Origin of the sequence: Phaeobacter sp. G2 (genome assembly GCA_025163595.1) — a bacterium.
Taxonomy (GTDB): domain Bacteria; phylum Pseudomonadota; class Alphaproteobacteria; order Rhodobacterales; family Rhodobacteraceae; genus Pseudophaeobacter.
The window spans coordinates 2,269,342-2,289,413 of the sequence record CP104100.1; the positions used below are offsets into that span (position 1 = coordinate 2,269,342).

Annotated in this window: 21 protein-coding genes; 11 read left to right on the plus strand and 10 right to left on the minus strand. The window is 58.5% G+C overall.

Features of this window, described 5'->3' with window-relative positions:
* Window positions 1–11 precede the first annotated feature (11 nt).
* Window positions 12–707 (plus strand): helix-hairpin-helix domain-containing protein, encoded by a 696-nt coding sequence (locus N1037_10790; GenBank protein UWS77785.1) that lies wholly within the window; start codon window positions 12–14, stop codon window positions 705–707.
* Window positions 708–818: 111 nt separating this feature from the next.
* Here N1037_10790 and serS read toward each other — a convergent pair whose 3' ends face one another.
* The gene (gene serS / locus N1037_10795; protein ID UWS77786.1) at window positions 819–2,111 is read right to left on the minus strand and encodes a serine--tRNA ligase; all 1,293 of its coding nucleotides are present in this window, start codon (window positions 2,109–2,111) and stop codon (window positions 819–821) included.
* A gap of 352 nt (window positions 2,112–2,463) precedes the next feature.
* On the opposite strand from serS, the gene yajC reads away from it, so the two are divergent.
* From yajC to N1037_10840, 9 genes are all read left to right on the plus strand, one after another.
* Window positions 2,464–2,742, plus strand: coding sequence for a preprotein translocase subunit YajC (gene yajC / locus N1037_10800; GenBank protein ID UWS81352.1), 279 nt, complete (start codon window positions 2,464–2,466; stop codon window positions 2,740–2,742).
* A 33-nt stretch (window positions 2,743–2,775) separates the two neighbouring features.
* A complete protein-coding gene (gene secD, locus N1037_10805; GenBank protein UWS77787.1) occupies window positions 2,776–4,437 on the plus strand; it encodes a protein translocase subunit SecD in 1,662 nt (553 codons plus the stop codon).
* 2 nt (window positions 4,438–4,439) lie between these two features.
* Window positions 4,440–5,408 carry a protein translocase subunit SecF gene (gene secF / locus N1037_10810; GenBank protein UWS77788.1) on the plus strand — a complete coding sequence of 323 codons (969 nt, stop codon included), beginning with the start codon at window positions 4,440–4,442 and terminating at the stop codon, window positions 5,406–5,408.
* A gap of 151 nt (window positions 5,409–5,559) precedes the next feature.
* Entirely contained in the window at window positions 5,560–5,913 is a 354-nt protein-coding gene (locus N1037_10815) for an Mth938-like domain-containing protein (protein UWS77789.1), read from the plus strand.
* A 131-nt stretch (window positions 5,914–6,044) separates the two neighbouring features.
* Window positions 6,045–6,659, plus strand: coding sequence for a heme ABC exporter ATP-binding protein CcmA (gene ccmA, locus N1037_10820; protein ID UWS77790.1), 615 nt, complete (start codon window positions 6,045–6,047; stop codon window positions 6,657–6,659).
* Window positions 6,656–7,312, plus strand: a complete 657-nt coding sequence (gene ccmB, locus N1037_10825) for a heme exporter protein CcmB (GenBank protein UWS77791.1) — start codon at window positions 6,656–6,658, stop codon at window positions 7,310–7,312. The genes ccmA and ccmB overlap by 4 nt, the downstream gene beginning before the upstream one ends.
* A gap of 39 nt (window positions 7,313–7,351) precedes the next feature.
* Window positions 7,352–8,083: a heme ABC transporter permease gene (locus N1037_10830; protein UWS77792.1), complete on the plus strand. Its 732-nt coding sequence runs from the start codon at window positions 7,352–7,354 to the stop codon at window positions 8,081–8,083.
* Window positions 8,084–8,085: 2 nt separating this feature from the next.
* Entirely contained in the window at window positions 8,086–8,244 is a 159-nt protein-coding gene (gene ccmD / locus N1037_10835) for a heme exporter protein CcmD (GenBank protein UWS77793.1), read from the plus strand.
* On the plus strand, window positions 8,237–8,776 hold the full coding sequence (locus tag N1037_10840) for a DsbE family thiol:disulfide interchange protein (protein UWS77794.1): 540 nt from the start codon (window positions 8,237–8,239) through the stop codon (window positions 8,774–8,776). Before ccmD ends, N1037_10840 begins: the two co-directional genes overlap by 8 nt.
* A 66-nt stretch (window positions 8,777–8,842) precedes the next feature.
* Here N1037_10840 and N1037_10845 read toward each other — a convergent pair whose 3' ends face one another.
* The 3 genes from N1037_10845 to acnA form a co-directional block, all read right to left on the minus strand.
* On the minus strand, window positions 8,843–9,181 hold the full coding sequence (locus N1037_10845; protein ID UWS77795.1) for a DOPA 4,5-dioxygenase family protein: 339 nt from the start codon (window positions 9,179–9,181) through the stop codon (window positions 8,843–8,845).
* A gap of 68 nt (window positions 9,182–9,249) precedes the next feature.
* Window positions 9,250–9,948, minus strand: a complete 699-nt coding sequence (locus N1037_10850) for an SDR family oxidoreductase (GenBank protein UWS77796.1) — start codon at window positions 9,946–9,948, stop codon at window positions 9,250–9,252.
* 79 nt (window positions 9,949–10,027) lie between these two features.
* Window positions 10,028–12,730: an aconitate hydratase AcnA gene (gene acnA, locus N1037_10855; GenBank protein UWS77797.1), complete on the minus strand. Its 2,703-nt coding sequence runs from the start codon at window positions 12,728–12,730 to the stop codon at window positions 10,028–10,030.
* 230 nt (window positions 12,731–12,960) lie between these two features.
* Between acnA and N1037_10860 the strand changes: the two genes are divergently transcribed.
* A complete protein-coding gene (locus N1037_10860) occupies window positions 12,961–13,704 on the plus strand; it encodes a DUF1223 domain-containing protein (protein ID UWS77798.1) in 744 nt (247 codons plus the stop codon).
* Between the two features lie 75 nt (window positions 13,705–13,779).
* Here the strand turns inward: N1037_10860 and N1037_10865 are convergent, their stop codons facing one another.
* The 6 genes from N1037_10865 to N1037_10890 form a co-directional block, all read right to left on the minus strand.
* Entirely contained in the window at window positions 13,780–14,721 is a 942-nt protein-coding gene (locus tag N1037_10865; protein ID UWS77799.1) for a lysophospholipid acyltransferase family protein, read from the minus strand.
* Between the two features lie 150 nt (window positions 14,722–14,871).
* Complete coding sequence (locus N1037_10870; protein ID UWS77800.1) at window positions 14,872–15,990, minus strand: flagellar motor switch protein FliG; 1,119 nt, start codon at window positions 15,988–15,990, stop codon at window positions 14,872–14,874.
* A 76-nt stretch (window positions 15,991–16,066) separates the two neighbouring features.
* Window positions 16,067–16,600 (minus strand): hypothetical protein, encoded by a 534-nt coding sequence (locus N1037_10875; protein UWS77801.1) that lies wholly within the window; start codon window positions 16,598–16,600, stop codon window positions 16,067–16,069.
* A gap of 180 nt (window positions 16,601–16,780) precedes the next feature.
* Window positions 16,781–18,085 (minus strand): adenylosuccinate lyase, encoded by a 1,305-nt coding sequence (purB, locus tag N1037_10880; protein UWS77802.1) that lies wholly within the window; start codon window positions 18,083–18,085, stop codon window positions 16,781–16,783.
* 209 nt (window positions 18,086–18,294) lie between these two features.
* Complete coding sequence (locus N1037_10885; GenBank protein UWS77803.1) at window positions 18,295–18,552, minus strand: DUF6455 family protein; 258 nt, start codon at window positions 18,550–18,552, stop codon at window positions 18,295–18,297.
* Between the two features lie 168 nt (window positions 18,553–18,720).
* Window positions 18,721–19,950 (minus strand): bifunctional alpha/beta hydrolase/OsmC family protein, encoded by a 1,230-nt coding sequence (locus N1037_10890; GenBank protein ID UWS77804.1) that lies wholly within the window; start codon window positions 19,948–19,950, stop codon window positions 18,721–18,723.
* Between the last annotated feature and the right edge of the window lie 122 nt (window positions 19,951–20,072).

Consider the following 20,072-nt stretch of genomic DNA (forward strand, 5'->3'; position numbering starts at 1 on the left):
GTACGGCAGGAATGACTGATATTATTGAACTGAGTGGCGTTGGTCCGGCGCTGGCAAAAACCCTCAAAGATCATGGCGTGGGCACGGTAGAGGCTGTCGTCGCAGCGTCCTTGGAGGATTTGAAAGCCATCCCAGGCATCGGTGCTGCCCGCGCAATGCGGTTGAAACAGGTCGCAGAGATCAGCAAGGGTGGCGCCGTGGCGCCCCCCGTGGCGGCTCCTGTGAAACCAGCTGCGAAACCAACTGCTGCAGGGGCGGGAAAGAAAAACCTGCCCTCAAAATCAAAAGCTAAGTCAGCAGTGAGAACCCAGACCAGCAAGGTAAAAGAGGCGGCGATGTCACAGGCGTCAGAGGCGGAGGAAGCCTTGAGCACAGCCTTGGCAGCAGCAGAGGCTGCCCGTGAAGCCGCGGAACAAAAGGCGGCGAAGGCCAAGGCCAAGGCCAAGAAATCGGTGCGCAAGGCCGAGGCTTTGATGGAAGAAGTTGCCAAGGCAAAAGAAAAAGCCCGCACTAAGGCCAAAAAGATGAAGGCCGATGCGCGCCGCGCTATTGAACGGGAAAAGGCCAAGGCCCAGACCATTTTGGACGATCTGGCTCAAAAGTCCAAAGACATGGACAAAGAGAAAACTAAGGAGAAGGATAAAAAGCCTAAAGCCAGCTCCAAATCTTCGGACAAAAAGAAGGCCAAGAAAGCCGACAAAAGCTAGGCCTTTGATTTTGGGTGAAAACCAGCCGAACATTTTATAAAACAGGGGCGCCACTCAGGATTGAGCGTCGCCCCTTTTTTCTAATTTGGTATTCCGCGCTGATTGGGTGGTTTAGACCAGATCGCCATCGGCGGTGAGGGTCAGTTTGCCCTTCAGGTAGGGGCCCAGAACCTCTGGTAAAATAACCGAGCCATCGGCTTGTTGACCATTTTCCAAAACCGCAATCAGGCACCGTCCAACTGCCAGGCCAGATCCGTTGAGGCTGTGCACAAACTCAGGCTTGCCACCATCCGCAGGGCGGAACCGTGCGTTCATGCGGCGGGCCTGGAAAGCGCCCGTAGTGGAGACCGATGAAATCTCGCGGTAGGTGTTTTGCCCCGGCAGCCAGGCTTCGATATCAAAGGTGCGCCGGGCGCCAAAGCCCATGTCGCCAGTACACAACACCACAGTGCGGTAAGGCACACCCAGTTTCTCCAGCAGCCCTTCGGCGCAGCGCAGCATGCGCTTTTGCTCGGCATCAGACTCATCCGGATGGGTGATCGACACCATCTCGACCTTTTCAAACTGGTGCTGGCGCAGCATGCCAGAGGTGTCGCGCCCGGCTGATCCCGCCTCAGAGCGGAAACACTGGGTATGGGCGGTCATGCGGATGGGCAGCTCTGCGGCTTCCAATACGTCGCCAGCGACGGAATAGGTCAGTGTCACCTCAGAGGTGGGCACCAGCCACCAGCCATTGGTGGTTTGATAGCTGTCATCACCAAATTTTGGCAGCTTGTCCGTGCCATACATCGCTTCATCCCGGACCAGAACCGGGGTCTGCATCTCGGTGAGACCATTTTCGTCCACATGAGTGTCGACCATGAACTGCGCCAGGGCGCGGTGGATACGGGCGACGCCACCTTTGAGAAAGACAAACCGCGCACCGGATGTTTTGGCAGCAGTTTCAAAATCCATTGCCTGAGCCACGCCTGCGATCTCAAAATGTTCTTTGGCTGCAAAATCCAGCTCACGCGGGGTGCCCCAACGGTTGACCTCGACGTTGTCGTCTTCATCGGCGCCATCAGGCACGTCGTCGGCTGGCAGATTGGCGATACGGGCCAGCATGTCGGTCTGCTTGGCGTCCAGCTCTTTGGCTTCGGTCTGCAGCGCAGCCACTTGCGCCTTTTTCTCGGCCACTTCCGCGCGCAGGCGTTCAAAGGTCTCGTTGTCGCCCTTGGCCTTGGCGGCGCCAATTTCCTTGGCGGCCTTGTTCTGCGCGGCCTGTGCGGCCTCGGCTTGCTGGATCTTGGCGCGGCGGGCTTCGTCCAGGGCCAGAATGTCTGAGGATACGCCCGCATCCCCACGCCGCGCCAAAGCAGCGTCAAAAGCAGCAGGGTTTTCGCGGATTGCACGGATGTCATGCATGATGGCGTCTCCTCGACGGTTTTTGAATCAATGAGCAACCTATGCCGCAGCGGTACAGAAAGAGGAAGGGGGCAGGGGCAAAAGCTGGGAAATGTTGTAGCGCCGCAAGGGGAGGGGAGGCAGCTGCCTGGGGCATTTTGCCTATGTGCGGTGTGTCCTTGCCAGGGGGCGGATTTGCCTTGGTCGCTTTGATGGCTTTGTTGCATCAGCAGAGACCGCATTTCCCCAGCTTTTCAGGGCCAAACAGCGGGGCTGCCTTGCAATGCTTGGGTGCAGCGCATAGGTTCGCCGCAAATTCACGGCACCTCGCCAAGAGGGTGCCGTATAGACAGAAGGAAGACCCCCCTTGGATATGAACCAGATTGGCCAGTTTCTCCCCCTCATCCTGATCTTTGCGATCATGTATTTCCTGCTGATCCGTCCGCAGCAGAAAAAGATGAAAGAACATCAGACCATGGTCTCGAATGTGCGTCGCGGCGATCAGGTGGTCACCCAGGGTGGCCTGATCGGCAAAATTGCCAAGGTCAAAGATGACAACGAAGTCGAAGTCGAACTGGCCGAAGGCGTCAAGGTGCGGGTGGTGAAATCCACCATTGCCCAGGTCCTGACCAAGACCGAGCCGGCAGCTTAATAGCCCCCTTTAACAAACTGAAAAGGCAGGGCAATGCTTCAAATTGATCTCTGGAAAAGGGTTCTCATCTGGCTGGTCTGTGTGACCGGCCTTTTGCTTGCCCTGCCAAATGGGTTTTATACCCGGGTTGAGCAGTCCAACGATGCTGCCGCCGAAATCATCGCCAAAGGCGACACTCCCGAACGGCAGGCCTTGGTCGCGCAATGGCCCAGTTATCTGCCGTCCTCGCTGGTCAATCTTGGTCTCGATCTGCGCGGTGGGGCGCATCTGCTGGCCGAAGTGAAGGTCACGGATGTCTACGCCGCCCGCATGGATGCGCTTTGGCCCGAGGTGCGTGATGCCCTGCGGCCCGAACGCGCTACGGTTGGCAGCTTTCGCCGTCAGCAAGCACCTGAAGGGCAGATTCGCCTGAAGATCTCCAAGCCCGAGGGCATGCCCCGCGCGCTAGAAGTGGTGCGCGGTCTGGCTAATCCGATCACCAGCCTCACCGGGGCCGGCGCGTCTGACATCGATGTGTCCGGGCAGGGTGATGTCATCACCATTGAACTGTCCGAGGCGGAAAAACTCGCCTCTGATGATCGCACGGTGCGCCAGTCGTTGGAAATCGTCCGTCGCCGGATTGATGAGGTGGGCACGCGGGAGCCGACAATCCAACGCCAGGGCGCGGATCGCATTCTGATTCAGGTGCCGGGCATTGGCTCCGCGTCTGAGCTGAAAGCCATTATCGGCACCACCGCCCAGCTGACCTTTAACCCGGTTGTGGGACGTGGCTCTGACCCGGATGCGCCTGCGGGTGTTGGCAACAAGGTCATCCCGTCGCTGGATGAACCCGGTGCCTTTTACACAGTGGAAGCAGCGCCGGTTGTCACTGGTGAGCAACTGGTCGATGCGCAGCCTGCTTTTGATCAGAACGGTCGCCCCGCTGTGAATTTCCGGTTCAACACCTCAGGTGCGCGTAAGTTTGGAGACTATACTGCGGAAAACATTGGCTCTCCCTTTGCCATTGTGCTGGATGATGAGGTGGTCTCGGCGCCGACCATCCAGTCGCATATCCCCGGTGGCTCCGGCATTATCACCGGTAACTTCACCATCGAGGAAAGCACCCATCTGGCGATCCTGTTGCGCGCAGGCGCCCTGCCTGCGGAGCTGGAGTTCCTGGAAGAGCGTACCATTGGGCCAGAATTGGGCCAGGACAGCATTGATGCCGGCAAAATCGCCACCATCGTCGCCTTTGTGGGCGTGCTGGTGTTTATGGCGCTGAGCTATGGGCTGTTTGGGATTTTTGCCAATGTGGCCTTGATCCTGAACGTGGCGCTGATCTTTGGCTTCCTCAGCCTGATTGGTGCAACGCTGACCCTGCCGGGGATTGCCGGTATCGTGTTGACGGTTGGCATGGCGGTCGATGCCAATGTGCTGATCTTTGAGCGAATCCGTGAAGAGCTGAAAGCTGGCCGTGGTCCGGCACGGGCCATTGACGAGGGCTACTCCAAGGCGCTGAGCGCCATTCTGGACGCCAATATCACCACCTTCATCACCGCTGTGATCCTGTTCGCCATGGGCTCTGGCCCGGTGCGCGGCTTTGCGATCACGCTGGGACTTGGCATTATGACCTCGGTCTTTACCGCGATCTTTGTCACCCGGTTGATCATCGTGATGTGGTTTGAACGTCGCCGTCCCAAAAAGATTGAGGTGTAATCATGCGGTTAAGACTTGTTCCCCAGGAGACCTCATTCGATTTCTTCAGCAAGTGGAGGATCTGGCTGGGTATTTCTGCTCTTATGATGGTTGTCGGGCTGGCGTCCTTTGGCCTGCAGGGGCTGAACTTTGGCATCGACTTTCGCGGCGGCACAACCGTGCGAACCGAAAGCACCACGGCGATTGACGTAGGCCTGTACCGAGAGGCCATTGCGCCGCTGGAGTTGGGTGATATCTCGATTACCGAGGTGTTTGACCCGACCTTTGCGGAAGATCAGCATGTTGCGATGATCCGTATTCAGGCGCAGGCCAGCGGCGAGGCGATCTCTGGTGAGGTGATCGAAACCCTGCAAACCACGCTGGACGCGGTGGCACCGGGCATCAAATTTGTGTCGGTTGAATCCGTGGGTCCCAAGGTCTCGGGTGAGCTGGTGCAAACCGCGATTCTGGCGGTGGTACTGGCGATTGGTGCGGTGCTTATCTACATCTGGCTGCGGTTTGAGTGGCAGTTTGCCTTGGGCGCGGTTGTGGCCTTGGTGCATGACGTGGTGCTGACCATCGGGATCTTTTCCGAGCTTCAGATCAAATTTGATCTCGCCATCATTGCGGCGCTGCTGACGATCGTGGGCTACTCGCTCAACGATACCGTGGTGGTGTTTGACCGGGTGCGTGAAAACCTGCGGCGCTACAAAAAGAAAGACCTGTCGGAGGTGCTGAACCTGTCGATCAATGAAACCCTCAGCCGTACCGTGATGACCTCGGTCACCACACTGCTGGCGCTGATCTCGCTTTATGTGCTGGGCGGCGATGTGATTCGCGGATTTGTCTTTGCGATGATCTGGGGTGTGATCGTGGGCACCTATTCCTCGGTCTTTGTGGCCTCCACCATCTTGCTGTGGCTGGGCGTCAAACGCGACTGGAGTAAGCAGGCCAATACCGCTGGCAACCAGTTTGGCAATATCGACGCCTGAGCGCGTCGACCCGAAGCACTGGCGTTACCAACAGACGAAGCTGCGGGGGCTCTCCGCAGCTTCGTTTTGTTTTGACAAGCCGATTGCGGACATGGCAGGGATTGCCCCGGTTTGAGGCGCGCAGCGCAGCGTAACAGAGATAGGACAGCCCATGCAGCTCAATGAGGTGACATTTACGGAAGCTCGGCCTGTTGATGGCTATGGGCCTGGGTTCTTTCGCGTCGGCGGAGAGGTCCATCACGGCGCCTTGCTGATCACCGCCACAGGGCTGAACACTTGGGGCGGCTATGGCGATGAGTCCAACCTCTTGGCCCTGGCCGGGAAGGTGGATGTTGTGTTTATCGGAACCGGGGCGGAAATCGCCCATATCCCGGCAGAGCTGCGCAACAGCCTGGAAGGTGCGGGGCTAGGGGTGGAAGTGATGAATTCTCCGGCGGCCTGCAGAACCTATAATGTGCTGCTGTCAGAGGGGCGTCGCGTCGCGCTGGCGGTTCTGCCAGTTTAACATCCGAGGGCTAAAATCTGCAGCATTGGTCCTGCAAAGCTGCCCTCTTGGGTGAGATTTGACATGCCGCAAGGCGCGACCCTGGGCTTTCGTACTTTTGTGCAGCCAAACAATGAGATAAGCCTGTATTCATGTCACTGAATGTATCAGATCTGAGTATTGCCCGTGGTGGGCTGCCGGTGTTGGAGGGGATCAGTTTTGAACTGAAGCCCGGACAGGCTCTGATTCTGCGTGGTCCCAATGGAATTGGCAAAACAACCCTGCTGCGCAGCATCGCGGGGCTACAGCCTCCGCTTGGCGGCGTGGTCAGCGGTGGCGAAGATCAGATCGCCTATGCGGCGCATTCCGACGGGTTGAAATCCGCCTTGACCGTAACCGAGAACCTGCAGTTCTGGGCGAGCGTTTTTGGCACCCACAACATCGAACCGGCGCTGCAGGCCTATAATCTGACCACGCTGCGGGACCGCCCTGCAGGGGCGCTGTCGGCGGGGCAGAAACGGCGCTTGGGCCTGTCGCGGATGATGGTGACGGGGCGGCCGATTTGGGTGATGGATGAACCCACGGTAAGCTTGGATCAGGCCTCAGTCGCCTTGTTTGCCCAAGCGGTGCGCACCCATCTGGAGGCCGGGGGATCGGCGTTGATTGCCACCCATATCGACCTTGGGCTGGATGCCAGGGTGCTGGATGTCGGTCCCTATAAGGCGGCGCCGCTGGATATCGATGATTTTGACGGGGGCTTCTTGTGATTGCGCTACTGATGCGGGATCTGCGCCTTGCGGTGCGGGCAGGGGGCGGGTTTGGCCTGGGGCTGGCCTTTTTCCTGATTGTCACCGTGATGGTGCCCTTCTCCGTTGGCCCCGAATCCGACCTGTTGGCGCGGATTGCGCCGGGGGTTTTGTGGCTGGGGGCGCTGTTGTCCTGCCTGCTGTCTCTGGACCGGCTGCTGGCGCTGGACTGGGAAGATGGTTCATTGGATCTGCTGGCCACTGCACCGCTGCCGCTGGAGGCTGTGGTCAGTATCAAGGCGCTGGCCCATTGGATTACCACCGGCCTGCCGCTGGTTCTGGCGGCACCCGTGCTGGGGGTGCTGTTGAACCTGCCCTTGGAGGGGTTCAAGTGGGTGGTTATTTCGCTGCTGCTGGGGACGCCAGCCTTGTCGGTGATCGGCACCTTTGGCGCGGCGCTGACAGTGGGGCTGAAACGCGGCGGGCTGTTGCTGTCGCTTCTGGTGATGCCGCTCTATGTGCCGACACTGATCTTTGGCGCCGAGGCGGCGCGGCGCGGCGCAATGGGCATGGTGGTTGAGACGCCCTTGCTTATGCTGGCGGGGATTTCCGCCGGCGTTATCGCGCTGATGCCCTTTGCCAGCGCTGCTGTTTTGCGTATCAATCTGCGCTAGCTATTTAGTAATCGAAACCACGGGAACGAGAGAGCCAAAATGTCGATCTGGGAATATGCCAATCCACGAAAGTTCCTGCAGACTTCGGAACGGGTGATGCCGGTGCTCTGGGTGAGCTCGGGGCTATTGATGGCCGTCGGGCTGATCTGGGGGTTCTTTTTCACGCCGGATGATTACCGCCAGGGCTCCACTGTCAAGATCATCTTCTTGCATGTGCCGGCAGCCCTGATGGCGATCAATGCCTGGTTTATGATGCTGGTGGCCTCGTTGATCTGGGTGATCCGCCGCCACCACGTCAGCGCCCTGGCGGCCAAGGCTGCGGCGCCCGTTGGCATCGTGATGACATTGATTGCCCTGGCCACGGGGGCGATCTGGGGGCAGCCCATGTGGGGCACCTGGTGGGCCTGGGATCCGCGCCTGACCTCGTTCTTGGTTTTGTTCCTGTTTTACCTCGGATATATTGCCCTGTGGGAAGCCATTGATAACCCTGACACCGCTGCTGATCTGACCTCGATCCTCTGCCTTGTCGGTACTGTCTTTGCGGTGCTGAGCCGCTATGCGGTGAACTTCTGGAATCAGGGGCTGCATCAGGGCGCCTCGCTGAGCCTTGATGAAAAAGAAAACGTGGCGGATGCCTTTTCCAACCCGCTCTATGTCTGCATGATTGGTTTTGGATTGTTTTTCCTTGCCATGGTGTTTTATCGCACCGGAACTGAAATTCGCGCGCGGCGCATCAAGGCGCTGATGGCGCGTCAACGGCAGGAGGCGTGACCATGTTGCCAGATCTGGGGAAATACAGTGAAACGGTGCTGTCGGCCTATGCCGCGTCGCTGCTGCTACTGGCGCTATTGGTGGTGTTGACCCTGTGGCGCGGCCGCCGGGTGCGTCGCGACATGGATACGTTAGAGCAAAGGATGCGCCGGGATGGCTAAGTTCTCTCCGCTGATGGCGGTTCCGATTGTGGTTTTTGCCAGCTTTGTGGGCCTCGCGGTCACCGGCATGTACCGGGAGGATCCGGACAGCCTGCCGTCGGCCCGCGAGGGCCAGCCCGCCCCGCCGGTGGTGCTGAGTGAATTTGTCGGTAAAGAACTGTTTGATGATGCGGATTTGCGCGATGGTGAGGTCAAGCTGGTCAACTATTGGGCCAGCTGGTGCGCGCCGTGTCGGGTGGAACACCCTAACCTTGAGGCCCTGTCGCAAGAGGGGCTGACGATCTACGGGGTGAACTACAAGGATCAACAGGACAATGCCGCGTCATTCCTGGAGGAGCTGGGCGATCCCTATACGGCCATTGGCCGCGACGAAAAGGGCCGCATGGCCTTGGACTGGGGCGTCTACGGCGTGCCGGAAACCTATGTGGTGGACGGAAACGGCAAGATCATCCTGCGCTTTGCCGGGCCGATAACGCAGCGGGTGATCAAAAACACCCTGCGCCCGGCCATTGAAAAGGCCCGCGGCCACTAAGCCTGTCTTACCCTCAAGATAATTGCTTGGGGAGCAGGGGATGCGGGCCCTGTTGCTCAGGCAGCGTCAGTCAAAGATCGAAAGGTCGAGATCAAGGCCGCAGCCCAGCCAAATGCTGTGGTCGCGGTGATCTTCCAGGTCGTTGCCGGTTTCAGGATGGGCAAAGACAATCAGATCCCCCCGGTTCAGCGCCAGCCATGGCAACAGTTCGGTGAACTGTGCAGGAGTGGCGGCCAGTTGGCAGGACCACATTGGATGCGGTCCCACAGGTTTTTCATGGATGCGGCCCATCTGCACGCCAAACTGTGCAGCAGCGATTTCGCACAGCGTTTTGGCCGCTTGCAGGCTGTCGGCGTCAAAATAGACATGGGTATGGTAGCCCTGGATGCTGGATATCTGTTTCATTCTGCCAACCTAAGTGCTGCTGATCTTGGTTGATAGCTCCAGCGCTCCACAGGTCCTGTGCGCCCCTGCTAAAGGCGATAGCCGCCGGATACAGTCAGGATTTCGCCGGTGATAGACGATGCCGCATCAGAGGCCAGAAAGGCCACCGCCTGGCCAATGTCATGGGCCGTGGCCAGCCGCCCCAGGGCGGTTTCATCGGTAAAGGCTTTGGTCAGCTCGGCATCGCGTGGGGCCTCGGGGACATTCACAGCGCCGGGAGCGACGGCATTGACGCGAATGCCCCTGGGCCCCAGCTCCTTGGCCATGGCGCGGGTCCAGAGGTTGAGCGCGGCTTTGCTGGCGCCATAGGTGACATGGCCCCTAGGGGGTAGGACGGCATTGATTGACGAGATGCTGACGATCGCCGCCCCCGGGGACAGATGCGGCAGGGCCGCACTCAGCAGCGCCTGGGGCGCCAGCAGGTTGAGATCAAGAATGGCCCGTTGTTTGGCGGCGTCAAATGTATCCAGTGGGCTGGCGTCAAGCGATCCGGCGTTGTTTACGATGACATCAATCCGGCCAAAGCGCGCCATGGTGGCCTCTACCACCTGTTCCGCGCTGCCATCCTGGGTGAGATCTGCCTGCAGAAACAATTGGTTGTCATTCGCAGTTGCATCCGGCGTGCGGTGGCACCAGGTCAGGGCGACATTGTTTTCAGGGTGAAACACCGCAGCAATGGCGCGCCCAATACCATGGGCACCGCCGGTGATCAGCACAGTTTTAACCAATCTGTGACCTCCTCAAAACCTCTGATCCTGACCAACGCTCTACCAGAGCGCCGGTCAGGATCAGAGCGCTTTCACTGTCTCAGGATTTGGCGAGATTGCGCAGAACGTAGTGCAGCACGCCGCCATTTTCGACATATTCGATCTCTGGCGCCGTATCTATGCGGCACTTCAGGGTGATGTCTTTGACCGTGCCATCAGCAAAGGTAATGGCACAGGGCACATCTTGCAGCGGCTGGATTGTGTCGAGACCAAAGATTGAAACCGTTTCCTCCCCGGTAAGGCCGAGGCTTTTGCGGCTGTCGCCATTGGTGAATTCAAAGGGGATCACCCCCATGCCCACCAGATTGGACCGGTGGATGCGCTCAAAGCTTTCAGCGATCACCGCCTTGACGCCCAAGAGCGCGGTGCCTTTGGCGGCCCAGTCCCGCGAGGAGCCGGCGCCATATTGTTCACCGCCAAAGATCACCAGCGGAGTGCCTGCCGCCTGATAGGCCATTGAGGCCTCATAGATCGAGGTCTGCTGCCCATCTGGTCCTTTTGTATAGCCGCCCTCAACCGGGCTGCCGTCTGCCTGGGCGAGCATTTCGTTCTTGATGCGGATATTGGCAAAGGTGCCGCGCATCATGATCTCGTGGTTGCCCCGGCGGGAGCCGTAGGAGTTGAATTCACGGGGCTGCACCTGGCGCTCCAAAAGATACTGGCCGGCAGGTGTGGTGGTTGCAAAGGCGCCCGCCGGAGAGATGTGGTCGGTGGTGACCATATCGCCAAGCACCGCCAGCACCTTGGCACCGGTGATATTGGTGATGCTGCCGGGGGTCGGCCCCATCCCCTGGAAATAGGGCGGGTTCTGGATATAGGTGGATTGGGCGGGCCAGTCATAGGTCTCGGCCGCGGTGGTCTGCACCGCTTGCCACTTCTCGTCGCCTTTGAAAACATCGGCATATTTCGACAAGAAAGCCTCGCGGGTTACGGTTTGTTCGACCAGATCCGCGATTTCCTTGGTCGAGGGCCAGATGTCCTTGAGGAAGACATCCTGGCCGTTTTGGTCCTGACCAATGGCATCACGGCTGAGGTCTATATCCATGGTGCCAGCCAGGGCATAGGCCACCACCAGCGGCGGCGAGGCGAGGTAATTGGCGCGCACATCGGGACTGATCCGGCCCTCAAAATTGCGGTTGCCCGACAGCACCGAGGTCGCGACCAGATCGCCAGCTGCAATTGCTTCGGACAGTTCTGTCTGGATCGGGCCAGAGTTGCCGATACAGGTGGTGCAGCCATAGCCCACCAGATTAAAACCAATCTTATCAAGATCCGCCTGCAGGCCTGCGGCCTCCAGATAGGCAGAGACCACCTGACTGCCCGGCGCCAGAGAGGTTTTCACCCAGGGCTTGCGGTCCAGCCCCAGGGCGGCGGCCTTGCGCGCCACCAGACCAGCGCCGATCATCACATAGGGGTTGGAGGTATTGGTGCAGGAGGTGATCGAGGCAATCACCACCTTGCCGCTTTCCAGGGTGTAATCCTCGCCTTTGACCGCAACCTGCTTGCCCATGGGGCGCTTGAATGTCTCTTCCATTTCGCGGCGAAAGGCGCTTTGGCCCTCGCTGAGCGCCACATAGTCCTGTGGCCGTTTGGGGCCGGAGATTGCAGGCACGATGGTGCCCATATCCAGGCTCAGACTATCGGTATAGATCGGCGCATAATCGGCACCGCGCCACAACCCGTTTTCCTTGGCATAGGCTTCCACCAGCGCTAGACGATCTTCGTCGCGGCCAGTATTGCGCAGGTAGCGCAGGGTTTCACCATCAATCGGGAAAAAGCCGCAGGTGGCCCCATATTCGGGCGCCATATTGGCGATGGTGGCGCGATCGGCCAGTGGCAGGTGGTCCAAACCGGCGCCAAAGAATTCGACGAACTTTCCAACCACACCCTTGGCGCGCAGCATTTCCACGACCTTGAGCACCAGATCGGTGCCGGTGGTGCCCTCGACCATCGCACCGGTGAGCTCAAAACCAATGACCTCTGGGATCAGCATTGAGATCGGCTGGCCCAGCATCGCCGCTTCGGCCTCAATGCCGCCAACACCCCAGCCCAGCACGGCGACGCCATTGACCATGGTGGTATGGCTGTCGGTGCCAACCAAGGTGTCAGGATAGGCAACCTCTTCGCCATTTTGATCAGTGTCCGACCAGATGGTCTGGGACAGGTATTCCAGGTTTACCTGGTGACAGATGCCTGTGCCGGGGGGCACGACGCGGAAGTTGTTAAAGGCGCCCTGGCCCCATTTCAGGAACTGATAACGCTCCATGTTGCGCTCATATTCGCGGTCCACATTCATCTGAAAAGCGCGGGGATTGCCAAATTCGTCAATCATCACCGAGTGGTCAATGACCAGGTCGACAGGGTTGAGCGGGTTGATCTTTTGGGCGTCGCCGCCCAGGGCCTTGATACCGTCGCGCATGGCGGCAAGATCCACCACGGCGGGCACACCGGTGAAATCCTGCATCAGGACGCGGGCAGGGCGATAGGCGATCTCTCGCGGGTTCTTGCCCCCCTTGGCGCCCCATTTTGCAAAGGCCTTGATGTCATCGGTCGACACCGAAAAGCCACCATCCTCAAAACGCAGCATGTTTTCCAGCACCACCTTCAGGGCGGCGGGCAGTCTGGAGAAATCCCCCAGCCCGGCCTCGGTGGCGGCAGTAATTGAATAATAAGAGATCGACCTGTCGCCGGAGCGGAGTGTGCGACGGGTTTTGGCGGTGTCTTGTCCAACGGTAATGGGCATCTTGGCCTCCCTCTGGTGCATGAAACACGGAATTCTCTTCTGTTTTTGTGCCATTGCACCGGATGACACACAATAGCAGAGGCGCGCCAAAACGATGACAAACCAGTGACAAGGCTACCAAATGCCCAGGCTACCAACGCCGGGGCCCACGACGGGCTCAAGAATGATTGATTGGCGTTGCTTGTCTCTGCGCAGTAGATCAAACAGGCCAGTAGCAGAAAGTATTTGTTATGAGACGTAAACCACCCCTTGTCACAGCCCTCTCTGTGGCTCTGTCAGCTGTCCTGTGTCTTGCCTTGCCAAATGGAGGCCTGGCGCAACAGGCTGCCGACAGGGCGTCGCAGCCGGTGGTGGTGGAGCTGTTCACCTCGCAGGGGTGCTCGTCCTGCCCGCCGGCAGATGCGGTGTTGAAAAATTTGGCACAGCGACCAGATGTCATCGCACTGGCGTTGCATGTTGATTATTGGGACTACATCGGCTGGAAAGATTTCTTTGCCAGCCCGTCCAACACCGACAGGCAAAAGGGCTATGCGCAGGTCAACGGGCGCAGGATGATCTACACGCCGCAAATGATCGTCATGGGACAGCAGGATGTTTCTGGTAACGACGTCATGGGGCTTGCTGAAGCCATTTCAGCCTATCAGGCGCGCCCACGTCCTGTGGCGCTTGCGCTGCAGCGCCAGGGGGGACGTCTCACGGTAACAGTGGCGCCACAGGGAGCTTTGCCGCAGGGGCCGATTGCCATTCAGCTGGTGCGCTACACAGCCCTGGAAACCGTGGATATTACCCGGGGAGAACTGGCAGGTCGTCAGATTGACTATGCCAATATCGTCAATGACTTTCAGCAGGTTGCGATCTGGGACGGGCAACAAACTACTGCCTATACAGTTGATTATGACGGGGCGCAGCCCGCCGCCATTTTGGTGCAGCAGGGCCCCTTTGGGCCGGTTTTGGCTGCCATTCAGGTCGAGTAACCGCATACAGGAATGTGGCGGTTTTTGGTTTAAAAGAATCTGATAGGCATTTGAATAATAAGGGAATGGCCAGGATTACGGCTTGGCCGAGGTTTCGCCTTTTGACGGTTTCTTGGGCGCAGGGGTAAAGCCAAGTGTCTTCCAGCGCCGATGAATCCAGAACCATTGTCCCATGTGGCGGCGCACCATGCTTTCCAGATCATCGCATATGGCCCGTGTCATGGTGACAGGGTCCGAAGCGGGGATTTCAGGGTTCAGAATGATCTCAAAATCCAGGCCGTTTTCCTGGCGGACCCCGTAGACCGGTATCAGGGCGGCATTGTATTTCAAGGCCAACTCAGCCGGGACAGTTGAGGTGACAGCCTGTGTGCCAAAGAAATCTATCAGCTCTCCGTCATGCACATGCAGATCGGCGACAATTGCAATAATCCCACCTTTTTTCAGGTGTCGCACCATTTCCACCATGCCGCGCCTGCCTTGTTCGAACATCGGGGTGCCAATGTGGCTGATGGTGCGCACGTAGTGGGTGTTGAAAAAGGGATTGGCCATGCGCCGATACAGCGCGCCCATGGAAAACCCTCGTGAGATCAATCCGGCGCGGGCAGCGTCGTAATTGCCAAAATGGCCGGTGACCAGAATGACAGGACGCCCGGAGGCACGGGCCTCTTCCAGGGCCTTCAGCCCGTCGCCGCTGATCGGCGCCGCCTTGGCGCGGTCGACAAATGGCGCCCCCGCGTAGAGCTCGGCAATGGTTCGCCCGGCATTGTTGTTGACCTCACGGCACAGGCGATGAACCTCGGGCTTGGTCAGTTCGGGGCAGGTCAGGGCCAGATTGTCACGAATTCTGCGATCAAATCCAACCAGTGGTCCCAGGGTGCTTACCAGTTTACCAATCACCGGAATGCGCCAGCGATAGGGCACAAACCCGGCCAATCCCAAGATCCCGCGTAAAGCGATATTTTCGACGAAATACGAGACGCGTTGTTTTTGCGTCAGTTGCGAAGGATCTAGGGGCATAGAGCGGATTGCCTGCAGGGATATGGATCAGAAACGGACCATAACCTTTGGTGAAACAGGGCACAACCGAAGACCATGCCAATGCCCAAGGGGGCGCAACGCCGCTCCGATGGGCGCGTGGCAGCGATGGGCCGCTGCGATTGGCTGGGTTTACTCTTCGTCCTCGTCGGAGATCAGCTCAATCTCACCGGTGGTAACGAGGTCGCGCATTGCCGAAACGATCAAACCAAAGGCGGTTTCGCCATCGCTGCGCTTGACCTTGCCGCGCTCTGCCACTTCTTCACGAATATTGGTGGCCATGCGGCTGGACATATTGTCGAGCAGGAAATCATTGGTGGCGATATCTTCTTCGTCGGTGGCAAAGGCGATGGCGGTGACCAGGTCTGGAATAGCCAGCACGCGCATCAGCTTGGGCACGTCTAGCGGCTGCATCCGCTGTGCCAGCAGACCATATGTAAAGATGGATTTGCGCACATCGGTGGCAAAGGCTTCGTCTTCTTCTTCCAGTGCAATGAGAACTTCTTCGCGCTTTGCGGCTGCGGCTTCGGTCAGAATTGCACCAACCCGTTGGCCTGGCGTGGTCGCAAAGGCAAGATCAGGTCGTGCCTCGACCTGACCGGCAAGAGAAAGCCCAATACGATCAACGGTATCCGGGGTGACATTGCTGGTATGGCTTACGGCATAGGTAATTTGGCGTGCAACATTTCCTGGCAAGTGAACCAACATCTGGGCAGCCTTTGCGGTGTCAAGTTTGGACAACAGAACCGCTGCAACTTCGATGCTTTCGGCTTCGGCGAGGGAGGCAAGATCTTCAGGGGGGAGGGCTTTGAGGCGCTCCCAAGGATCGCCAAACTGGCGCACGCCAGCCTCTTTGCGCAGCCGACTGGCGGTTTGGCGGCTGATCCGCCCATCCATGGCCGTCAGGGCGCCGGCCAGGCCATTGGGAAAGGTCAGGCCGACATTATCCAACATTTCAGCAAATTCAGCGGCAACAGCATAGAGCGTTTCGCGGTCGACAAGACGCATCTTACCCATCTGCTGAGTCAATTCCATTTGCAACTCATCAGGCAGGTCTTCGATGGGAATATCCGCACCTTCATTGAGCAAAAGGCGCACAACAATGGCAGCTTTGGCTTTCCCGCTGAGCTTTGGCGTAGACACAGAGCCGCCACCCATTCCGCCCATCCCGGCCGGAGCCGGAGCAGAAAAATCGCCCATCCCACCACCGTCGGTGGTCATCGGTAGCGCCAACATATCGTCTTGCAGCATTCTAGCACCCTAGCCAAAAAGATTCTTTTTCGGTCTACTAGTAACTATCCCATAAGCGGTAAAGAAAAGCTGAAGCTCAGTAGTTTGTTGTGGCACCGGTCTCCAGCGCCAGCCGCAAAGAGGTTTCCGGCCAGGTTCCAACGCCGCCGCGGGCGCGAATTTCTTTCCACTCCGCCAGGGCTAAACCAAATTGACCTTCCTCGACAAAGCCTTGCCCCATGTAAGACCGGGCCAGCAGATTGTCAGGGTCCGCAGCGATTGCCTGGTCGTAATAGGCCTGCGAAAGGGCGCGATTGCCCAGCTTTCGGTGGGTGAACCCCCAATAGGTCAGCACCCGCGCATCCGCCTGATCCGCCATCGCAGCGAGCACCGCCTGAGCATCTTCGTTGCGCCCGGCATAGGCCAGCTCGCGGACGGCATCATACAAGCCATCCTCGTTCAGCGAAGATTCTTTGGGCGGTACACAGCGCCCCTTTGCTTCGTCCCAGACCTGTTTGCCTTTGCAAGTCTTGGTTGTCTCGCTCGGCGTTGGCGGGGTCATGGTACCACCCCCGGCGGACAGTGCAGGAAGCGGTAGGGTCAGTGCGGCAGCAAGAACGAGGAAACGCATTAATCAACTCCGGGCAAAAAGGTGTTCTGGACCATAATAGCGCAGAACCTTGTCTTGTTTACAACTCTCCTTGGGCCATCCGGTCCCCCGTGGCGAGAGAAAGCAGCAAAAAATGGCCCATGAAAAAGGCGCCTCTCCATCGGAGACGCGCCTGATCTTTTGCGATGTGTCGTTTGGCAATTAGGCGCCAAAGACCCGTTTGAAAATCGTATCAACATGTTTGGTGTGGTAGTCCATGTTGAATTTCTCTTCGACGCCGTCAGCGCCCAGCGCGGCGACCACCTCGGCATCGGCCAGCAGCAGCTCGCGGAAATCCAGCCGTTCTTCCCAAACCTTCAAGGCATTGCGCTGCACCATGGAATAGGCGTCTTCGCGCGACACACCGGCCTGTGTCAGGGCCAATAGGACCCGCTGGCTCATCACCAGGCCGGGGAATTTATTCATGTTGTCCAGCATGTTGTCAGGGAAGACCAACATTTTGTCGATCACGCCAGTTAGACGTGCCAAGGCAAAATCCAGGGTGACACAGCAGTCGGGGCCAATCGCGCGCTCAACCGAAGAGTGCGAGATGTCACGCTCGTGCCACAGGGCAACATTTTCCATCGCCGGGATCACAGCCGAGCGCACCAGACGGGCAAGACCAGTGAGGTTTTCGGTCAGAACCGGGTTTTTCTTGTGCGGCATCGCCGAAGAGCCTTTCTGGCCCATCGAGAAGAATTCCGCACCCTCCAGCACTTCGGTACGCTGCATGTGACGGATTTCGGTGGCGACGTTTTCAATGGAGGAGGCAATCACGCCGAGCGTTGCAAAGAACATGGCGTGACGGTCGCGTGGAATCACCTGGGTGGAGATCGGCTCAGGGCTCAGGCCCAGCTCGGCGCAGACATGTTCCTCAATGGCAGGGTCGATATTGGCAAATGTGCCGACCGCGCCAGAGATTGCGCCGGTGGCAATTTCTTCCCGCGCCAGTTTGAGACGCGCCATGTTGCGGTCCATCTCAGCGTAGAAACGCGCGAATGTCAGGCCCATGGTTGTGGGCTCGGCGTGGATCCCGTGGGAGCGGCCAACACGCACGGTGTCTTTGTGCTCCAGCGCGCGCTTTTTCAGCGCCGCCAGCAGGGCTTCCATGTCTTTGATCAGAATATCGGCCGAGCGCACCAGCTGTACGTTGAGACAGGTATCCAGCACGTCGGAAGAGGTCATGCCCTGGTGAACAAAACGGGCCTCTTCTGATCCGACATGTTCGGCCAGGTGGGTCAGAAAGGCGATGACGTCATGTTTGGTGACGGCTTCGATCTCATCAATGCGGGCGACGTCGAATTCGACGTCCTTGGCTTTCCAGACGGCATCAGCGTTTTCGCGGGGAATGACGCCGATATTGGCCATTGCTTCGCAGGCATGGGCCTCGATCTCGTACCAGATCTTGAACTTGGTCTCGGGCGACCAAATGGCGACCATTTCGGGGCGGGAATAACGAGGGATCATTGGCGAAAGCACCTTTATGGGATTGTCCAGTTGATAGGGCGGGTCATAAGGGAGGCGCGCCAATTGAGCAAGTCCGGGCAGGTGGATATGAAAAATGTCGCAGGATGTAGGCCGCTATGCCGTGTTGATTGGACTGGGGGCGGTGGACAAAAATGCGGCGCCTGTTGCAAGGCGCCGCTGAATAAAACCTAATGTGTTGTGGATCTGGGTCAGGCCTCAGGCCGATGCGCCAGCATGTCGTGGTTGCGGCAATAGCTGGGGGCTTCGTCCAGCTGGCTGTTTGCAGCCTGCAAATCTGCACAGCCCGCCTGATTGTCACAATGGCTGCACGCCATAACCGCGCGTCTGAATTTACGCGCCTCGGCCTCTGGGTCTTTGGCGATACTGGTGGCAAAATCAACCCCAAGGCGATCAGCCATGCCCTCAACCAAGTCGGTGCTTTGCCCGAGTTTCGAAAAAAGTCCCATGCGCGTCTCCTCAGTGTGGCCTGATGCCCAGTGTCTTGCGGGCAAGATGGCAGGAAATGCGCAGGCTGACTTTGATATGTATCAATATCATTTTTTTGAGCCAGCTTGATCGCATCCCTACACGGGCCGCAAGCTCCCAACCAAGGGGCAGGGAAGAGAGTGCAGGGCTCACATCATTGAATGCTCTTCCTCCAGTGTCGTCAGAACTTTGGAGCTGTGTTCCAGGGTGCGATGTACCGGGCATTTGTCGGCAATCTCCAGCAGCTTGTCGCGCTGGTCTTGGCTCAGGGGGCCGCAAATGCGAATGGTGCGGATAAACTGGTCAATCTTGGCTGGCCCCGACGGCAGAACATCCTGCGCATGGACCTTGTCATGGGAGATATCAACGCTGACGCTGTCGAGCGGCCAACCTTTGCGGCGAGCATACATGCGAATGGTCATCGAGGTGCAGGCCCCCAGGCCCGCCGAGACAAAGCCATAGGGCGACATGCCACGATTGGTGCCGCCATAGGCCTGGGGCTCATCCGCATAGGCATGATGATGCGGACCGGATTGGATGTCCTGCAAAAAACCTGTGGGATCCGCCTCGGTGATCCGCAAGACGCCTTCGGGCGCGCCGGGAGGCGGTGCCGGAGGGGTCAGGTCAATATAGCGTCCGGCCCAGGCCGCGATGACCTCGGCGGCATATTCCGCATCCCGCGCTTTGCTGATCAGATGGTCGGCCTCATCCAGGGTGACAAAGCTTTTGGGATGTTTGGCGGCGGTAAAAATCTCTGCCGCATTGTCGACGCTTACGGTGTCATCCAGCGGTGCATGCATCACCAAGAGGGCAGCATTCAACTCTTGGATGGCGGGGGTCAGAACCTCGGCCTGGATATCCTCGACAAAATCACGACCAATGACAAAGGGACGCCCGCCCAGGCAGACTTCGGCCTGACCCTTGGCCTTGATCTCGGGCATGGCGGCGTCAAAGTGATGGGAGACATGGCCCGGATCAAAAGGCGCCCCCAGGGTCACGACGCCCTTGATGGTGTCGATGCCCGCCCGGGCGCGCAGAACGGCAGCACCGCCCAGGGAATGGCCGATCAACAGGGATGGCGCCATGTCGCGTCCGTCCAGGTACTGCGCGGCTGCAATGAGATCAGCCACATTCGAGCTGAAGGTGGTATTGGCAAACTCCCCTTCAGAATGTCCAAGTCCGGTGAAATCAAAGCGCAGCACGGCAATCCCCATGGAGGCCAATCGTCCGGCAATACGTCGCGCGGCGGGAATGTCCTTGGAGCAGGTGAAACAATGGGCAAAAAGCGCTGTTGCCAGCACGGGACCAGACGGCAAATCTAGCCGCGCGGAGAGGGGCGCACCGGAGTGGCCGGGAAAGGTGATGCGTTCGGTTGCCATGAGGAAAGGCCTTATTGCTAGGGGTGTCTTAATGTGCGCAGCGAGGGAGTACAGGGCAAGGCCACCGGGGGAAACGTCACGGGAAGGTGATGCAAAGAGACCGCCAAAGCGGCACATGTCTT

What these genes read in the sequence shown, in the direction of transcription:
- N1037_10815 (UWS77789.1), top strand. Translation starts at nt 5,560, where the DNA reads ATGCAGCTCAATGAGGTGACATTTACGGAAGCTCGGCCTGTTGATGGC.
- N1037_10845 (UWS77795.1), bottom strand. Translation starts at nt 9,181, where the DNA reads ATGAAACAGATATCCAGCATCCAGGGCTACCATACCCATGTCTATTTT.
- serS (UWS77786.1), bottom strand. Translation starts at nt 2,111, where the DNA reads ATGCATGACATCCGTGCAATCCGCGAAAACCCTGCTGCTTTTGACGCT.
- acnA (UWS77797.1), bottom strand. Translation starts at nt 12,730, where the DNA reads ATGCCCATTACCGTTGGACAAGACACCGCCAAAACCCGTCGCACACTC.
- N1037_10885 (UWS77803.1), bottom strand. Translation starts at nt 18,552, where the DNA reads ATGGGACTTTTTTCGAAACTCGGGCAAAGCACCGACTTGGTTGAGGGC.
- secF (UWS77788.1), top strand. Translation starts at nt 4,440, where the DNA reads ATGCGGTTAAGACTTGTTCCCCAGGAGACCTCATTCGATTTCTTCAGC.
- N1037_10875 (UWS77801.1), bottom strand. Translation starts at nt 16,600, where the DNA reads ATGCGTTTCCTCGTTCTTGCTGCCGCACTGACCCTACCGCTTCCTGCA.
- N1037_10865 (UWS77799.1), bottom strand. Translation starts at nt 14,721, where the DNA reads ATGCCCCTAGATCCTTCGCAACTGACGCAAAAACAACGCGTCTCGTAT.
- purB (UWS77802.1), bottom strand. Translation starts at nt 18,085, where the DNA reads ATGATCCCTCGTTATTCCCGCCCCGAAATGGTCGCCATTTGGTCGCCC.
- ccmA (UWS77790.1), top strand. Translation starts at nt 6,045, where the DNA reads ATGTCACTGAATGTATCAGATCTGAGTATTGCCCGTGGTGGGCTGCCG.
- N1037_10870 (UWS77800.1), bottom strand. Translation starts at nt 15,990, where the DNA reads ATGCTGCAAGACGATATGTTGGCGCTACCGATGACCACCGACGGTGGT.
- ccmD (UWS77793.1), top strand. Translation starts at nt 8,086, where the DNA reads ATGTTGCCAGATCTGGGGAAATACAGTGAAACGGTGCTGTCGGCCTAT.
- secD (UWS77787.1), top strand. Translation starts at nt 2,776, where the DNA reads ATGCTTCAAATTGATCTCTGGAAAAGGGTTCTCATCTGGCTGGTCTGT.
- yajC (UWS81352.1), top strand. Translation starts at nt 2,464, where the DNA reads ATGAACCAGATTGGCCAGTTTCTCCCCCTCATCCTGATCTTTGCGATC.
- N1037_10890 (UWS77804.1), bottom strand. Translation starts at nt 19,950, where the DNA reads ATGGCAACCGAACGCATCACCTTTCCCGGCCACTCCGGTGCGCCCCTC.
- N1037_10840 (UWS77794.1), top strand. Translation starts at nt 8,237, where the DNA reads ATGGCTAAGTTCTCTCCGCTGATGGCGGTTCCGATTGTGGTTTTTGCC.
- N1037_10830 (UWS77792.1), top strand. Translation starts at nt 7,352, where the DNA reads ATGTCGATCTGGGAATATGCCAATCCACGAAAGTTCCTGCAGACTTCG.
- N1037_10860 (UWS77798.1), top strand. Translation starts at nt 12,961, where the DNA reads ATGAGACGTAAACCACCCCTTGTCACAGCCCTCTCTGTGGCTCTGTCA.
- N1037_10790 (UWS77785.1), top strand. Translation starts at nt 12, where the DNA reads ATGACTGATATTATTGAACTGAGTGGCGTTGGTCCGGCGCTGGCAAAA.